Below are 15821 nucleotides of genomic sequence, written 5' to 3' on the forward strand. Positions count from 1 at the left end.
GGCTCCGGCCTTCACCGGAGCACAGGGGTCAAGCGGCTGCGGTTGCCTTCACGCTGGCATAGGCCCAGTCGAGCCACGGCCCGAGCGCGACCACATCGGCGGTGTCGACCGTCGCGCCGCACCAGATGCGCAGGCCCGGCGGCGCATCGCGATACCCGGCGATGTCAAAGGCCGCGCCTTCCTTTTCGAGCAGACCGGCGAATGCTTTGATGAAGGCTTCGTCCGCACCCTCGACCGTCAGGCAGACGCTGGTCTTCGACCGCGACGCCGGATCGGCGGCGAGATGGCCGAGCCACGAGCGCTCCGCGACGATCTGGTCGAGGGCGGCGGCATTGGCGTCGCTGCGCGCGACCAGCCCGTCGGCACCGCCCACCGATTTCGCCCATTCGAGCGCCGCGATGCAATCCTCGACGGCGAGCATCGACGGCGTGTTGATGGTCTCGCCCTTGAACACGCCTTCGGTCAGCTTGCCCTTGGATACGAGACGGAAAACCTTGGGCAGCGGCCAGGCGGGGGTGTAGCTTTCCAACCGCTCGACCGCACGGGGCCCGAGAATGATGACGCCGTGGCCGCCTTCGCCGCCCAGCACCTTCTGCCAGGAGAATGTCGCGACGTCGATCTTGGCCCAGTCGATGTCGTAAGCGAACACCGCGCTGGTCGCGTCGGCGAAGGACAGGCCTTCGCGATCTGCGGGGATCCAGTCCGCGTTGGGCACGCGCACGCCCGAGGTGGTGCCGTTCCATGTGAACAGCACGTCGTTCGACCAATCGACCGCGTTCAGATCGGGCAGCTGGCCGTAATCGGCGCGCACGACGGTGGGATCGATCTTCAACTGCTTGACCGCGTCGGTGACCCAGCCCTCGCCGAAGCTTTCCCAGGCAAGCGCGGTGACGGGCCGCGCGCCCAGCATCGTCCACATCGCCATTTCATAGGCGCCCGTGTCGGAGCCGGGGACGATGCCGATGCGGTGCGTGTCGGGCAGCTTCAGCAGTTCGCGCATCAAATCGATGCATAACTGGAGCCGCGTCTTGCCGATCTTCGAGCGGTGCGAGCGCCCCAGCGATTCGGTTTCCAGCGATGTCGGGGTCCAGCCGGGGGGCTTGGCGCACGGTCCGCTCGAGAAATAGGGACGTGCAGGCGTTTGCGCGGGACGCGCAGGCAGATCAGTCATGTAGTCTCTCCTTACAGAGAGCACGCGCGGCGTTGGGACCGCGTGGCCCGTTGCCGCCCCTATAGGTTTCCGGCGATTGGTCAAGCGGCGAGTCGTTCGTCGCAAGCGGGGTAGCGGTGCGGCGGCGGTCCATCGTATCCTTTCCCCATGCCGCGTCGTTTCTCCGTTCTGGTCCTGCCGCTGCTGCTCGCCTCGTGCGCGGGTGGCGGGAGCGATCGGCGTCCGCCGCCGCGGCCGCAGGGCGCGCGGCCGGTGACGCTCAACCTGCCGACCAGCCGGGAAACGCAGGCGTGCTTTGCCGATCTGGCGCGACAGGACGTGCGCTTCTCGCCCTTGCCGGACCGGGATTATGGCGGTGGGTGTCGCCTGATCGGCACGCTGCAGCTGATCGACATCGGCGTGCCCGTCACCAATCTGAAGGCGATGCGATGTGGCCTGGCGCGCAGTTTCACCGCCTGGGTGGAACACGCGGTGGCCCCGGCCGCGCGGCAGATGCTGGGCAGCGATCTGGTGCGGGTGGAGAGCATGGGCACCTATGCCTGTCGCGCGGTGGTCGGGGCTCCGGGCGCAGGCGGGCGCCTGTCGGGCCATGCCACCGCCAATGCAGTCGACGTGTCGGGCTTCGTGCTGAAGGACGGGCGGCGCATCACGATCCAGCAGGGATGGAACGGCGCTGACGCCGACGCGCGCGACTTCCTCCGGGTGATTCGGGCCTCGGCGTGCAAGCGCTTCGGCACGGTGCTGAGCCCCGATTACAACGCCGCCCATTACAACCATCTGCATCTGGAGGACGATCGCGCGGGCTTTTGTCGCTAGGCTTCAAAAGCGCGCTGTTTTGGCTTAGGGGCTCTGGATGAACGACACATCCAAAACCGACACGCCCGCCCACGACACCCATGTCCCGGCGCGCGTTTTCCCCCGTGCCCGGCAAGATGCCGAAACCGCCAAGACCGGCGTCAGCACCCCGCAAACCGAGAATCCGGCCTACCGCCTCGCCTTTCAGGACATGGATTTCCTGCTGCGCGAGGATCTGCGGCCCGTTCGCTTCCAGCTCGAATTGCTGAAGCCCCAGCTGATCATGGACGAGGCCAACATCGCGTCCACCTTCGTGATGTACGGCTCCGCGCGCATCCCCGAGCCGGCCAAGGCCAAGGCGTTGCTCGAAATCGCCGAGGGCGAGACGGCAATCCGCATCGCGCAGAGCCTGGTCGAAAAGTCGAAATATTACACCGTCGCCTATGAACTAGCGCAGCTCGCCAGCGCCTTTCCGCGCGACGAGGAGGGCAAGCGCCACTTCGTCGTGTGCTCGGGCGGTGGTCCGTCGATCATGGAAGCGGCGAATCGCGGCGCGGCGGAGGCCGGTCACGAATCGATCGGGCTCAACATCGTCCTGCCGCACGAACAGGCGCCGAACCCCTATGTGACCCCGGCGCTGTCGATGCAGTTCCACTATTTCGCGCTGCGCAAGATGCACTTCCTGCTTCACGCCCGCGCGCTGGCGGCGTTCCCGGGCGGGTTCGGGACCTTCGACGAACTGTTCGAGCTGCTGACGCTGATCCAGACCGGCAAGATCGCGCCGATCCCGGTGCTGCTCTATGGGCGCAAATTCTGGGAGCGCGTCGTCAATTTCGAGGCGCTGGTCGAAGAAGGCGTGGTGTCCGCCAGGGACCTGAACATCTTCGCCTTTGTCGAAACCGCCGAAGAAGGCTGGGCGGCGGTGAAGGAATTTTACCGCGACAAGTGAGGCGGTCTTAGCCCCTCCCCCGCGGGGGAGGGGCGAAAGGCGTATTACTTACCAGCCGCCGCCGGAGCGGTGGTGTTGCTGCCGATGCCAGCCACCGGCTCATCGGCCTTGCCACCGGGGTTCGCGCCAGCGGCTGCGGGCGGAACCTTCGCATCGGTCGCCGCCGGAGCGCCAGCCGGGGCCGCCGGGAGCGGCAGGTTCGAGCCCTGCGAGTTGAGATAGGCGATCACGTCGGCGCGATCCTTGCCGCTGGAGAGGCCAGCGAAGGTCATCTTGGTGCCATTGGCGTAGGTGCGCGGCGACTTGAGCCACGAATTGAGCTGTTCGAAATCCCACTTCTTGCCGGCGCCTGCGGTCTTCAGCGCGTCGGAGAACGCATAGCCCGCCTTGCCCTGTGCGATCGCTTCGCCAACGGTGGCCCACAGATTCGGGCCGATGCCATTGGCCCCGCCCTGCGCGACGGTGTGGCAGGCGCTGCACTTCTTGAACACTTCGGCACCGTGTGCGGTGTCGGCAGCCGCCATCATCTCGGCGATCGGCTTGTCGGCCTCTGCCGCTGCACCGCCACCCTCCTCGGCACCGGCCTCAATCGGATAGCCGGCCTTTTCGGCCTTGATTGGTTGCACGATCATGTGGCCGCCGATGCCAGCCGCGACGGCTACCATCATGCTGCCCAGAACCCAGCCTGCGATCGTGTTGGTGCGGTTGTCCATGTCTCGCCTTATGCCTCTGTCGCCGATCGGCCCCAGATAGGACCGGAATGTTGCGTGTCCCATAGGTTCGGCAGGGCCGCATCGCAAGCCGGTTTGCCGCGCCGCAATAGACGGGCCGCGAAGGGTTGCCGGGGTGCGACGCGGTCGTTACGTCCCCGCGCCCATGGAAAGTTTCCCCGAACCCGCCCGCGCGCTCGTCGCCCAGATGACCGCTGCCGCTGCTGCCGAACCGTCGCGTGCCGTAGCGTTTCAGGGCGCGCCGGGGGCCAATTCGCACATCGCGGCGCTCGAAGCCTTCCCCGATTGCCTGCCGCTGCCATGCTTCGACTTTGCCGACGCGATCGATGCGGTACGCGATGGCCGCGCCGATTGCGCGATCATCCCGATCGAAAATTCGCTGCACGGTCGCGTTGCCGACATGCATTTCCTGCTGCCCGAGTCGGGGCTGGTCATTACCGGCGAGCATTTCCTCCCGATCCGCTACGCGCTGATGGGGCTGGGGCCGATCGACGGCGTGCGCGAGGCGGTTAGCCACCCGCAGGCGCTCGGTCAGTGTCGCCTGTGGCTGCGCGAGCGCGGCATCGTGCCAGGCTCCTATCCCGATACGGCAGGCGCGGCGGCGCTGGTGGCCGAGCGCGGCGATGCCACGCTGGCAGCCCTCGCCCCGCCGGGGGCAGCGGCGCTGTACGGGCTGCAGACACTGGCCAGCGACATTGCCGACGCCGCGCACAACACAACGCGCTTCGTCGTGCTGGCGCGCGAGGGTCATGCGCCGGTGGGGGAGGGCGCGTGGATGACGACGCTAATCTTCGAAGTGAAGAACGTGCCCGCCGCGCTCTACAAGGCGATGGGCGGGTTTGCGACCAACGGCGTCAACATGACCAAGCTGGAAAGCTATCAACGCGGCGGCAGCTTCGCCGCGACCGAATTCTACGCCGATGTCGAGGGCCGCGCCGGAGAGCCGGGGCTGGACCGCGCGCTGGAGGAACTGGGGTTCCACTCGAAATGGGTGCGCGTGCTGGGGACGTACCGACAGGCGCGCAAGCGGGGGTGAGGGGCGCAAGTTTAGACTATGGCTGGAGATAAAAGCAGGTCGTCGAGGGCGGCGGGTGCGCCACAAAGAGTGGACAGGTACGCAAAGGCGGGTGAGGCCGACGTCTAGAATACTCATCCTAGTCGGGGGAAATTGAAGGATCAGAACGCGGAAGTTCACGGACGCGGTGGTTGTGCCGATGTGGATGCACGACGATTGGTTGCAATGCAGCATGAACTCGGTATCCCAAACGTAACGATTGTCGTTGACCGTTTTGGGGGGACCATGACTGACTTCACGCGCTTTGATCGCGAACCCGATGCTGCGATGATGACGAAGCGCCCGTGGAACACGCCGCTCGTCATGCTGTCCGAGGTCAGTGGATCACAAAAGAGCTTCAACCCTTCCGAGTATAATGGGACGACCGGTAGCGGGGGCCCGCTGATTCTCGGTCCTTCCTGAGAGGCTCGGCACGTTGAGGCGCTACGTGATCGCGATCCAACAGAAAGGGCGGTATCGCCAGCCGCCGATAGCACGGGGTTTCACCGCCAACGTCCGAGGTCGTAGCGTATTAGCGACCGCCGCAAGCGCGGGTAAGGCGGGCCTTGGAGCTCTTACCGCTGCGGCCTAATGCTTTAGTATTAGCCGCGCTGCGACGCACCACTTCCGCTTGAAGAACCGCGTCGGTTCGGTACCGACTGGCCCAGATCAATGGGGGGAGCGAGACGTGATGAGCGAACGGGTTAGGGACGGCGGCAACACCTCCTCCGACGGCGTTATCAACGCAAAGCGTCGATGGAGCACGCCAATCGTGATCGGGGCGCGAACGGCGAAGACGGAGAAAAATTTCAACACCGTCGAAACCTCGTTCATCACATACGGGCCTTCCTGACTGTCTTACGGAGGCATCGTACGCGCCGATTTACATAGCGCGCGTTGCTCCGATGACGAATTTGGCGTGGTCAATGATTCGTCTATCCAAAGACGTGCTTGTAAGATCCTAGCGCTATCTCGCCTGGGCGGCGCTCTGCCTTAGATTGGGGAAAAGCTTTGGGGTCGCGACCTTGCCGGAGGTGCGCGCGGGTTGAGCGATCGTAGATTGCCGCCGACCCCTCCAAAAGGTGGCGATGTGCCAGCCCTGGAATGCTGATCAGTAAAGTGCCGGCCTAAGGATCTGACCTGCGGCTTCTGCCTTGCTTTCGAAAACGAAACGATCCAATTGCGCTGCGACACAGCATAATTCGGAGGAACCGTGTCCATTACCCACGCCAAAACGCATTTTTCGACCGATCTCGGCGCAATGCCTGCAAAGCGCATCTGGAACGCGCCAGCGTTGATCGAAGCCCGCACCGACGTCACGGAGAAGAACCTCTATAAGTCGGAAACGTCGTTTAACCTCAACGGTCCGTCCTGAGCGAAACTAGGCATAGAGGGGTTCCGCGCTTTCACGCGGACGCAAGTTGAGCATCGGTAGTCGACCAAAGCGCGGGTTTCCGCGCCTTGGTCGCGTAGATGTCTCCAGCGAGACTGCTCTGACCCTCAACCGACGAAAGCGCGCTCCACGACGAACTGCCCCGGGTTGCTCCGCGTGCCTTCGGTCAGCCCTGCGCCTTGCAGGATTTCCATCATCTCGCGGTTGAAATCGATCGAGCCGCAGATCATCCAGCGCGTCGTGCTGAGATCGCCGTCGGGCAGGCCGAGATCGGCGGCGAAGCGGCCGTCGCGGATGCGGTCGGTCACGCGGCCCTGGCGGTGGAAGCTGCCGCGCGTCACGGTGGGATAATAGGTGAAGCGGTCTTTCAGCAGCTCGCCGAAGATTTCGTCGGTGCGAATGTCTTCTTCGAGCAGCGAATGATAGGCCAGCTCCTCCGCCTGCCGCACGGTGTGCGCGATGACGATGTGGCCGAAGCGTTCATGCGTGTCGGGTTCGCGCAGCACCGAGAGGAAGGGCGCGAGGCCGGTGCCGGTGCCGATCATCAACAGATGCTCGCCGGGTTCGAGCGCATCGGGGACGAGCGTGCCGGTAGGTTTACGCCCGAGCAGGATCTGATCGCCGACTTGCAAATGCTGGAGCCGCGAGGTGAGCGGGCCGTCCTTCACCTTGACCGAGAAGAATTCGAGATGATCCTCCCACGCCGGGCTGACGATCGAATAGGCGCGCATCAGCGGCTTGCCCTCGGGCGTGCCGAGCCCGATCATGATGAATTCGCCCGAGACGAAGCGGAAGCTTTGCGGGCGTTCGATGCGGAAGCTGAAGAGCGTGTCGGTCCAGTGGTGGACCCAGGTCACCTTCGGGCAGAACAGGTCCTTGGCTTCGGCGATCGCCTGGATATTGACGTTGATGTCGGTCATTCTTGCACCTTTCGGGCGCCCCCATGCCCTGCCGCCCATGCGGTTAGCAAGGTGTGCGCGATGGCATAGGGGGGTGGCGGCAGAAACGGGCCGTCTTCTCCCGCCAGAACGGCGCGCACGACATCGCGTTCCACCCAGATCGCATCTTCGAGCTCGTGGGTGTCGAGCGTGATCGCGTCATCCTCCGCTTCGCCGACGCAAGCGATCATCAGCGAGGAGGGGAAGGGCCAGGGCTGGCTGGCGATATAACGGATGTTCGTCACGCGAACGCCCGCCTCCTCCATGATCTCGCGCGCGACCGCTTCCTCGATCGATTCGCCGGGTTCGAGAAAGCCGGCGAGCGCCGAATAGCGGCGCGGTGGGAAGGCGGGCTGGCGACCGAGCAGGGCGCGACCGTCATGTTCGGCGATCATGATGACGACCGGGTCGACGCGCGGGAAATGCTCGGCGTTGCAATTGGGGCATGTGCGCCCCCAACCGGCGCGGAACATCGCGGTCTGGTGCCCGCAATTGGCGCAGAATTGGTGCCGTCCGTGCCAGTCGAGCAGGCTGCGCGCCGCGGCATAGGTCGCGGCCTCGCCGGGGGCGAGCTGGTCGATCATGCCGAACAGCCGCATCGGACGGCCGGGCGGCGGGCGCATCCCCGGCGTGAAGGCGGCGAAATGCGGACGCCCGCCCTCGTCCAGGCCGAGCAGCACCAGCTCGGCATCGTCCGGCGCATCGGCCAGCGAGGTCCAGCCGAGCCTGCCCTCCGCCGTTACCTCCGGCATGAAGGCGTCAAGCTTCAGCAGCCGCGCACGCCAGTCGCCTTGGGCGGCGGCGAGCGTCTCTGCGTCGTGGCGCAGGCGATCGGCACGATCGAGCGTGCCGCCGGTAAAGCCGGGGGCAATCACTTCTTGCGCGCGGTGTCGGTCAGCAGCGCGGCAGCGGTTTCCTTGAGCACCGGATATTTTTCACCCGGGAAATAATTGACCATGATCGTGCCGCGCGTCTTGGTGATGGGGTTGACCCACGCCTTGGACCCGGCCGCGCCGCCCCACGCATAGGTGCCCTTTGGCGCGCCGCCGGGTGCATCCTCCAGCACGACCGATCCGCCAGCGCCGAACCCGGTCTTGCCGTTGCTCGACCCCTGATTGGTGTAGGTTACACCGGCTGGCAGCAGGTTGGACATCATCAGCTCAGCAGTTTCGGGCTTCATCACGCGGACGCCGCCGAGCGTACCCTTGTTCTGCAGCATATGCAGGAACCGATCATAATCGCGCGCCGACATCACCAGACCGGCGCCGCCGTAAGGGAAGGTCGGCGGCTTCAGCCAGACCGAGGTCGCGCCCGGATCGAGCGGCACGCGGCGATCGGTCGTCAGCGTGTAGTTGGTGGCAAGGCGCGGCGCCTCGCTTTCCGGCACTGTCCAGAAGCTCGAACGCATCTGGAGCGGATCGAAGATGTGATGCTGGACGAAGCGATCGAAGGGTTCGCGGCTGGCGACTTCGATCACGCGGCCCATGATGTCGAGCCCGATCGAGTAGCTCCATACCGTGCCCGGCTCTGCGATTAGCGGCTGCGCGGCGACGGCCTTGGCAAAGGCTTCGAGCGAGCGGGGACGCACCGCGCGCGCCTGTGCCTCGCTCGCCGCGTCCGATGCCGCCGGCACCAGCCCGAGCCGCAGATATTCCTTGTCGACCGGGCGGCTGAAAATCGGCGCATAAGCGAGCCCTGCGGTATGCGTCAGCAAGTTGCGGATCAGGATCGGATGCGTCGCGGGGTGGCTGGCGAGGCCGGTCGGGCCGTTCACCACGCGCATATGCTTGAATTCAGGGATGTATTTCGAAACCGGATCGTCGAGCCGGATCTTGCCCTGTTCGATCAGGATCATCGCCGCGGTGGCGGTGACGGGCTTGGTCATCGAATAGACGCGCCACAGGCTGTCCGGACCGGCGGGTTGTGCGCCCGCATCGTCGCTGATCTTGCCCGCGCTGACGAACTGCGTCGGGAAATCGCCGACGCCGAACCCGCCCACGATACCCGGCATCTTGTTGCTCTCGACATAGGAGTCGAACAGCGCCTGGGTGGCGGGCAGCGTGCGCGATTTGGCGGGGGCCGCGACCGGCGCGGGCGACGACACCTCCTGCCGGACGGCCTGACCGGCGAGCGCGGTGCCGGCGAGCAATGCGGCGAAGGCTGTGGTCGAAATGACGTGCCGGAAAATCTTCATGTCGCTCTCCTGATCGCGGCGGCCGCCTTGGCGAAAACGGTCGGCAGCCCCGCCGAGTCGAGCTCGGTCAGCGGCCACCATGCCCCCGCCGCGCCATGCCCCTCTGCGCGCGCGACCGCAAGCGCCAGTTCGAGCCGGAAGTGCGTGAAAACATGCGCGACCGTCTCGGGCAGGATCTGCCAATCGGCAGGGAAGGGCGGCTCGGTCAGGCCGGGCGGCGTGTCGCTCCACGGCCCGGTCGGCAGCGCACGCATCCCGCCGAGCAGCCCGCGCGGCGGGCGGGTGACGAGCAGGACCTTGCCCGCATCCTCTCCCCAGAAGATCGTGCCATAGCGTTGCGGCTTCGCGGTCTTGGCGGGTTTGACCGGGAAGCCTTCGGGGTTGCCCGCGCGGTAGGCGGCGCAATCGGCGGACAAGGGGCAGGCGAGACAGTGCGGGCTGCGCGGCGTGCAGATCGACGAGCCGAGGTCCATTATCGCCTGCGCGAAATCCCCGGCGCGGGCGTCGGGGGTGATCGTGTCGGTGGCTTCGCGCAGGGCTGGCATTGCGGCGGGGAGCGGTTGCGCAATCGCGAAGAGCCGCGCGACGACGCGGGCGACATTGGCGTCGACCACCACCGCGCGTTCTCCGAACGCGATCGCGGCGATCGCGGCGGCGGTGTACGCGCCGATGCCGGGCAGTTCGCGCAAGCCCGCCTCGGTCGCCGGAAAGCCGCCGCGCTCGACCACGGCACGCGCGCAGGCGTGTAGGTTTCGGGCGCGGGCATAATAGCCGAGTCCCGCCCAGGCGGCCATCAGATCGGCCTCGGGGGCGGCCGCCAGCGCTTCGACCGTGGGCCAGCGCGTAACAAACTCGGCGAAGCGCGGTGTCACCGCCGCGACGGTGGTTTGCTGGAGCATGATCTCCGACAGCCACACGCGGTACGGGTCGGGCGCGTTGGACCCCGGCGCTGCGCGCCACGGCAGCGCGCGAGCGTGCGCGTCATACCAGGTAAGCAGAGCGTCGGCTGTTTTGGGAGTGATTTCGGATGGGCGCTTGGCGGACACGCCTCGCCTATGGCATGGACGGGCGAATGAGCAAACGCGGCCCCTCCGCCCCTAGCATCGAAAAGCCGCGCGGCGGGCGTGCGCGCTCGGTCGCGGAGCTGCTGCCCGATGCGGGCGGCGCGGCGTTCCGCCGCTTCGGCTTCGTGCAGAGTGCCGTGGTGAGCCGTTGGGGTGAGATCGTGGGCACGCGCTATGCCGGCGTTTCCACACCCGAATTGATCAAGTTTCCCTATGGCGAGCGGACGGGGGGCACGCTGAACCTCGTCGTGCGCGGTGCACATGCGACGATGATGCAGCATATCGCGCCCGAAATCGTCGAGCGGGTCAACCGCTTCTTCGGCTATGCCGCGGTTGCCAAGGTGCAGATCCGCCAGGGCGACGTGCCCGCGCCGCGCCCGCGGCCTGCACCACCCTCGTTGAAGCCGGTACCGGTCGAACTGGGCGCGAGTCTCCGCACGATCGCCGATCCGGAATTGAAGGCGGTGCTGGAAGCGCTTGCGGCGGGCGTGGCGGCAACGCGCGGTGCGCCGGTGATTGGAGTGGATGAATGAAGCGGTTGTTGATGTCGGCGCTTGCGGCGGCGGTGCTCGTGGTTCCGGCGGCTGAGGCTGCGCCCGTCAAGAAGGCTGCCCCTGCCAAGCGCGCACCCGGCAAGCCCGATTGGGTCCATACCGTCGTCGCGACGCCCGAAGGCGGGATGCGGATGGGCAATCCGGCGGCAAAGGTGAAACTGATCGAATATGGCGCGCGCACCTGTCCGACCTGCGCCGCCTTTGCGATCAACGGCGCCCCGCTGCTGGCCAAGCAATATGTCGCGAGCGGGCAAGTGAGCTTCGAATTCCGGGATTATCCGGTGCACGGCGCGATCGATCTTGCGCCGATCCTGCTCGGTCATTGTGTGCCGAATCGCGCCTTCTTCCCGCTGCTCGACGCGATGATGGCGAACCAGCGCGCATTGATCGGCCGGCCCGGAGAGATCCCGCAAGCCAAGCAGGATGAATTGCAGAAACAGCCGCCCAATGCGGTCGCGACCTATCTCGGTAAATTCTACGGCTATACCGATTTCGTGGTGAAGGCGGGCCTGCCGCAGGCGCGCGCCAACGCCTGTCTCGCCGACCGCAAGGCGCTCGACGCGATCGTCGAGCGCACTGCAACTGCCAACAAGACCTATACCATTTCCGGCACCCCGACCTTCATCGTCAACGGCGTTGTCGCCGACAAAGTCCTCGACTGGGCCGGGCTGGAGCCAGTGCTGCGCGCCGCGGGTGCGAAATAATCCTTTGTCTGGAGTGTTTGCCATGAAGAAGTCCGTTTCCGCCGCACTGGCCGCGCCCGTCATCGCGTTGGCGCTCGCATCGTGCGGTGGCGCGAAGAGCGACGGGAATGTCGTCGCCTCCGCCCCCGTCGCGGCAACGGCTGCCCCGGCCGGCAAGAGCTGGATCGAAACCGTCTCCAAGACGCCCGATTTCGGATACCGCATGGGCAATCCCGATGCGCCGCTCAAGCTGATCGAATACGGCTCGCGCGCCTGCCCGTTCTGCGCGCAATTCGATGTCGAGGGTTTCCCGCAGTTGAAGGAAAAGTACATCGCGAGCGGCAAGGTTTCCTATGAATTCCGCGATTACCCGATCCACGGCGCGCTCGACGTCGCGCCGATCCTGCTCGGGCATTGCGTCGATGAATCGGTGTTCTTCCCGCTGCTCGACGCGATGATGGCGAACCAGCAGACGCTGCTCGCCAAGGAGCCCGAAGTCGCGCAGCGCGTCCAGGCGATGGGCACGGCCGCGCCCGCAGCGATCGCCACTGCCTTTGCCGAGGGGCTTGGCTATCTCGATTTCGTCAAGCAGCGCGGCGTGCCCGAGGCCAAGGCGCGCGCCTGCCTGAACGATGCGGGGCAGCTCGACGCGCTGACCAAGGCGACCAATAAGGCGAACACCGATTATCAGGTGTCGAGCACGCCGACCTTCATCCTGAACGGGACACCGGTGGTGCTGAGCCCGACCGGTGCCGCCTGGCCGCAGCTCGAATCGGTGCTGAAACGGTCCGGCGGCTGAGCCGAAACGCGGGCGGGGGGCCTGAGGCGTGCACATCAAACGGCTGCGCTTGTCGGGGTTCAAGAGCTTCGTCGACGCCGCCGATTTGCGGATCGAACCGGGCCTGACAGGGATCGTCGGGCCGAACGGCTGCGGCAAGTCCAACCTGCTCGAAGCGCTGCGCTGGACGATGGGCGAGACCTCGGCCAAGTCGCTGCGCGGCGCAGGTATGGACGATGTCATCTTCGCGGGCACCAACACCCGGCCCGCGCGCGATTTCGCCGAAGTGTCGATGCTTATCGAAGCGGGCGGCGAAGAAAGCGAGATCGTTCGCCGGATCGAACGCGGGGCTGGCTCCGCCTATCGCATCGACGGGCGTGACGTGCGCGCAAAGGACGTCGCGTTGCTGTTTGCCAATTCGGCGACCGGAGCGCATTCGCCCGCGTTGGTCAGCCAGGGGCGGATCGGCGCGATCATCGCGGCGAAACCGGCCGAGCGCCGCGCGATGCTGGAGGAGGCAGCCGGGATCGCGGGCCTGCACGTCCGTCGACGCGATGCCGAACAGAAATTGCGCGCGACCGAGGTCAATCTCACGCGCCTCGACGAATTGATCGCCGATCAGGACGCGCGCGCCAACGCGCTCCGGCGGCAGGCGCGGCAGGCCGAGCGCTATCGTGCGCTGTCCGACCAGATCCGCGTGGCCGAAGCCCGCATGATCTTCGCGCGCTGGCGTGACGCGCAAGCCGCCGCCGATGCGGCCAAGGCGGAAGCGGCAACGTGCGAGACGCGCGTTGCCGATGCGGCCGAGGCGCATCGCGCGGCGGCGGCACACGCGCTGGCGGCGACCGAGGCGCTGGCGGTGGCGCGCGGGCGGGCGCTCGCGCTGCGCGAGGCGGCGAGCGAGGCCGGGCATCGACTCGGCGGATTGCGCAGCGAGCAAGCCGCGGCAGCGCGGCGGGTGAGCGAAGTGGCGGCGGCCCGCGTGCGGCTGGCCGAGGATCGTGCGCGCGAAGGGTCGCTTGCCAGCGATGCGGCCGAGGCGATCGCGCGCCTGAGCGAGGAGAGCAAGGCGCTGGAGGCGCGGCTGGCCGAAGCGGTCGCGCGCGTGCCCGATCTGGAGGCGCGGTTGAGCGAGGCGGAACGGGCCGGGCGCGATGCCGAGGTGGCACTGGCGCAGGCGCTGGCGGCGCAAGCGACCGAGGCGGCGGATGCGCGCGTGGCGGAGGCGGCGCTGTCGGCGGCGCGGGTGCGGGCCGAGCGCAGCACGCGCGATCTGGCGCGGGTGACGGCGGAACTTGCGGCGCTGGGCACGGCCGCCCCGCTGATCGTCGAACGCGATGCGGCGGCGGCAACGCGCGCGCAGGCGATGCGCGACATCGAGGATGCGCGCGCCGCGCTGACGCGCGCCGATGCGGAGGAGCGCGGGAGCATTGATCAGCGCGACAGGGCGCAGACCGCACGCGCGACGGCGCACGCTGATCTCTCTGCGCTGGACAGCGAAGCGGCGGCGCTGACCAAGGCGACGCGGCGGGACGGGCGAGAACGGTTGCTGGACCAGTTGCGGCCCGATCCGGGGTACGAACGTGCGCTGGCGGCCGCGTTGGGCGACGATCTGGAGGCGGGGCTCGATCCGGCGGGCGAGCGGTTCTGGGCCGGGGCGGATGTTGCGCCGGGTGACCCGGCTGCGCCTGAAGGCACGGTTGCCCTCGCGCGCCACGTTGCTGCACCCCCGGCGCTCGCGCGGCGGCTCGCCCAAGTGTTCGTGGCGGATACCGATGACGGCGCCACGCTGGCGGTCGGGCAGCGACTGGTGACGATGGCGGGCGTGCTGCGGCGTTGGGATGGCTATGTCGCCAAATCGGGTGGCGCTGCGGCGGCGGAGCGGCTTGAGCGGATCAACCGGCTACGCGCGATCGAGGCGGCGCGACCGGCAGCGGTCGAGGCGGTAGCGGCGGCAGACGACGAACTTGCGCGGATCGACGCCGCGATCGGCGCGGCGCGGGCGGCAGCGGTGGCGGCGCGGCGGGCGCTCGAACGCGCCGAAGCGACCGCGCGCGAGGCGGCGCGAAACGAGGACCGCGCGACCGCCGCGATCGAGCGGATCGAAGCGCAGCGTGCCGATCTTGCCGCGCGGCAGCAACGCATGGCGGCCGAGCAGGATGAGGCCGCCGCGGAGGTCGCGCGCGCGACGGCGGCGCAGGCGGCGCTTCCCGATGGCAGCGCGACGCGCGCGCGGGTGCAGGCGCTGTCCGGCGAGGCGGATGCGCGGCGCACCGCCATCGCCACCGCGCGGGCCGAGCGCGCCGGGCTGGACCGCGATGTAAGCGCAGCACGCGAACGGCTGGCCGGGATGACGGCGGAGGCGAAGAGCTGGCGCACGCGCGCGGGCGAGGCGGCGCGGCGTATCACCGAGATGGACAAGCGCGACGCCGATCTGGCGGGCGAAGCAGCGGCGCTGGCGGGGCGGCCCGAGGCGCTGTCGGCGGAGATCGTCGCGCTGGAGGCGAACCACGCCGCCGCGCGTGCCGAGGCCGAGACTGCGGCGACGGCTGAGCGCGCCGCCGAAGCCGCGCTTCGTCAGGCCGAGAGCAGCGCCGCCGCTGCCGCCGAAACGCTGGCGCAAGCGCGCGAGGCGCGGGCAGGGGCGGCGGCGCGGGCGGAAAACCAGGAACTGCGCCGGGTCGAGATGAACCGCCTGTCGGGCGAACGCTTTCAATGCCCCTCGGTCTTGTTGCCGGAACGCGTCGGGTTCGATGGGGTCGACGTACGGTCACCGGGGGAGGAATCGGCGACGCATGAAAAATTGATGGTCGATCGCGACCGGATCGGCCCGGTCAATCTCGTCGCCGAAACCGAACTGGCCGAACTCGAAGCCGCAAGCGTCGGAAATGCTGCCGAGCGCGAGGAATTGGGCCTGGCTGTCAACCGGCTGCGCGGGGCGATCGGCACGCTCAACCGGGAGGGGCGGCAACGGCTATTGGCGGCGTTCGAGGCGGTCGACGGGCATTTCCGGCGACTGTTCACCACGCTGTTCAACGGCGGGCAGGCGCACCTGGAGCTGGTCGATTCGGACGATCCGCTAGAGGCCGGCCTCGAAATCATGGCGCAGCCGCCGGGGAAGAAGCTGCAGTCGCTGACGCTGCTATCGGGGGGCGAGCAGGCGTTGACCGCAGTGGCCCTCATCTTCGGCCTATTCCTGACGAACCCGGCGCCGATCTGCGTGCTCGACGAGGTGGATGCGCCGCTCGACGATGCCAATATCGAGCGCTTCTGCGGGTTGCTCGACGCGATGACGCGCGAGACGCAGACGCGCTATCTGATCGTGACGCACAATGCCGTGACGATGAGCCGAATGCACCGTCTGTTCGGCGTGACGATGGTCGAACAAGGGGTTAGCCGGCTGGTGTCGGTCGACCTTGGGGCTGCGGAAACACTCCTCGCCGCCGAGTAATCGGTTCCATCCGTTCACTCCGGGCCTGTCGAAAGCTGCGCGCCACGAACGGCGCAGCCCTTCGAC

Annotated in this window: 16 protein-coding genes; 10 read left to right on the top strand and 6 right to left on the bottom strand. The window is 67.4% G+C overall.

Features of this window, described 5'->3' with window-relative positions; genetic code table 11:
* Nucleotides 1-28 precede the first annotated feature (28 nt).
* Nucleotides 29-1171, bottom strand: a complete 1143-nt coding sequence (locus AB5I39_RS12215; protein WP_404367142.1) for a phosphoserine transaminase — start codon at nucleotides 1169-1171, stop codon at nucleotides 29-31.
* A 147-nt stretch (nucleotides 1172-1318) separates the two neighbouring features.
* Between AB5I39_RS12215 and AB5I39_RS12220 the strand changes: the two genes are divergently transcribed.
* Nucleotides 1319-1987 carry an extensin family protein gene (locus AB5I39_RS12220; protein ID WP_404367145.1) on the top strand — a complete coding sequence of 223 codons (669 nt, stop codon included), beginning with the start codon at nucleotides 1319-1321 and terminating at the stop codon, nucleotides 1985-1987.
* A 37-nt stretch (nucleotides 1988-2024) separates the two neighbouring features.
* Complete coding sequence (locus AB5I39_RS12225) at nucleotides 2025-2915, top strand: LOG family protein (RefSeq protein ID WP_404367148.1); 891 nt, start codon at nucleotides 2025-2027, stop codon at nucleotides 2913-2915.
* Nucleotides 2916-2959: 44 nt separating this feature from the next.
* On the opposite strand, the gene AB5I39_RS12230 is transcribed toward AB5I39_RS12225, so the two are convergent.
* The gene (locus AB5I39_RS12230; RefSeq protein WP_404367151.1) at nucleotides 2960-3628 is read right to left on the bottom strand and encodes a c-type cytochrome; all 669 of its coding nucleotides are present in this window, start codon (nucleotides 3626-3628) and stop codon (nucleotides 2960-2962) included.
* Nucleotides 3629-3791: 163 nt separating this feature from the next.
* On the opposite strand from AB5I39_RS12230, the gene AB5I39_RS12235 reads away from it, so the two are divergent.
* The 4 genes from AB5I39_RS12235 (at nucleotide 3792) to AB5I39_RS12250 (ending at nucleotide 6075) form a co-directional block, all read left to right on the top strand.
* The gene (locus tag AB5I39_RS12235) at nucleotides 3792-4682 is read left to right on the top strand and encodes a prephenate dehydratase (RefSeq protein ID WP_404367154.1); all 891 of its coding nucleotides are present in this window, start codon (nucleotides 3792-3794) and stop codon (nucleotides 4680-4682) included.
* 264 nt (nucleotides 4683-4946) lie between these two features.
* The gene (locus AB5I39_RS12240) at nucleotides 4947-5123 is read left to right on the top strand and encodes a hypothetical protein (protein ID WP_404367156.1); all 177 of its coding nucleotides are present in this window, start codon (nucleotides 4947-4949) and stop codon (nucleotides 5121-5123) included.
* A 268-nt stretch (nucleotides 5124-5391) separates the two neighbouring features.
* Nucleotides 5392-5553, top strand: coding sequence for a hypothetical protein (locus AB5I39_RS12245; RefSeq protein WP_404367159.1), 162 nt, complete (start codon nucleotides 5392-5394; stop codon nucleotides 5551-5553).
* Nucleotides 5554-5913: 360 nt separating this feature from the next.
* Nucleotides 5914-6075 carry a hypothetical protein gene (locus tag AB5I39_RS12250; protein ID WP_404367161.1) on the top strand — a complete coding sequence of 54 codons (162 nt, stop codon included), beginning with the start codon at nucleotides 5914-5916 and terminating at the stop codon, nucleotides 6073-6075.
* A gap of 125 nt (nucleotides 6076-6200) precedes the next feature.
* Here AB5I39_RS12250 and AB5I39_RS12255 read toward each other — a convergent pair whose 3' ends face one another.
* Genes AB5I39_RS12255 through AB5I39_RS12270 form a run of 4 tightly spaced genes read right to left on the bottom strand, consistent with a single transcriptional unit; the run spans nucleotide 6201 to nucleotide 10271 of the window.
* The gene (locus AB5I39_RS12255) at nucleotides 6201-7013 is read right to left on the bottom strand and encodes a ferredoxin--NADP reductase (RefSeq protein ID WP_404367164.1); all 813 of its coding nucleotides are present in this window, start codon (nucleotides 7011-7013) and stop codon (nucleotides 6201-6203) included.
* The gene (gene nudC, locus AB5I39_RS12260; protein ID WP_404367167.1) at nucleotides 7010-7906 is read right to left on the bottom strand and encodes an NAD(+) diphosphatase; all 897 of its coding nucleotides are present in this window, start codon (nucleotides 7904-7906) and stop codon (nucleotides 7010-7012) included. The genes AB5I39_RS12255 and nudC overlap by 4 nt, the downstream gene beginning before the upstream one ends.
* Entirely contained in the window at nucleotides 7903-9225 is a 1323-nt protein-coding gene (locus AB5I39_RS12265) for a serine hydrolase domain-containing protein (RefSeq protein ID WP_404367169.1), read from the bottom strand. Before AB5I39_RS12265 ends, nudC begins: the two co-directional genes overlap by 4 nt.
* The gene (locus tag AB5I39_RS12270; protein ID WP_404367172.1) at nucleotides 9222-10271 is read right to left on the bottom strand and encodes an A/G-specific adenine glycosylase; all 1050 of its coding nucleotides are present in this window, start codon (nucleotides 10269-10271) and stop codon (nucleotides 9222-9224) included. Before AB5I39_RS12270 ends, AB5I39_RS12265 begins: the two co-directional genes overlap by 4 nt.
* A 14-nt stretch (nucleotides 10272-10285) precedes the next feature.
* Between AB5I39_RS12270 and AB5I39_RS12275 the strand changes: the two genes are divergently transcribed.
* From AB5I39_RS12275 to smc, 4 genes are read left to right on the top strand one after another with little or no spacing between them, the layout of a single operon-like run.
* Nucleotides 10286-10822 (top strand): DUF721 domain-containing protein, encoded by a 537-nt coding sequence (locus AB5I39_RS12275; RefSeq protein WP_404374137.1) that lies wholly within the window; start codon nucleotides 10286-10288, stop codon nucleotides 10820-10822.
* Nucleotides 10819-11547 (top strand): thioredoxin domain-containing protein, encoded by a 729-nt coding sequence (locus AB5I39_RS12280; protein ID WP_404367175.1) that lies wholly within the window; start codon nucleotides 10819-10821, stop codon nucleotides 11545-11547. The genes AB5I39_RS12275 and AB5I39_RS12280 overlap by 4 nt, the downstream gene beginning before the upstream one ends.
* A 22-nt stretch (nucleotides 11548-11569) precedes the next feature.
* Entirely contained in the window at nucleotides 11570-12325 is a 756-nt protein-coding gene (locus tag AB5I39_RS12285; RefSeq protein WP_404367178.1) for a thioredoxin domain-containing protein, read from the top strand.
* A gap of 28 nt (nucleotides 12326-12353) precedes the next feature.
* Complete coding sequence (smc, locus tag AB5I39_RS12290; RefSeq protein WP_404367181.1) at nucleotides 12354-15755, top strand: chromosome segregation protein SMC; 3402 nt, start codon at nucleotides 12354-12356, stop codon at nucleotides 15753-15755.
* The last annotated feature ends 66 nt before the right edge of the window (nucleotides 15756-15821 follow it).

Source organism: Sphingomonas sp. MMS24-J45 (genome assembly GCF_044881195.1).
Lineage (GTDB): Bacteria > Pseudomonadota > Alphaproteobacteria > Sphingomonadales > Sphingomonadaceae > Sphingomonas.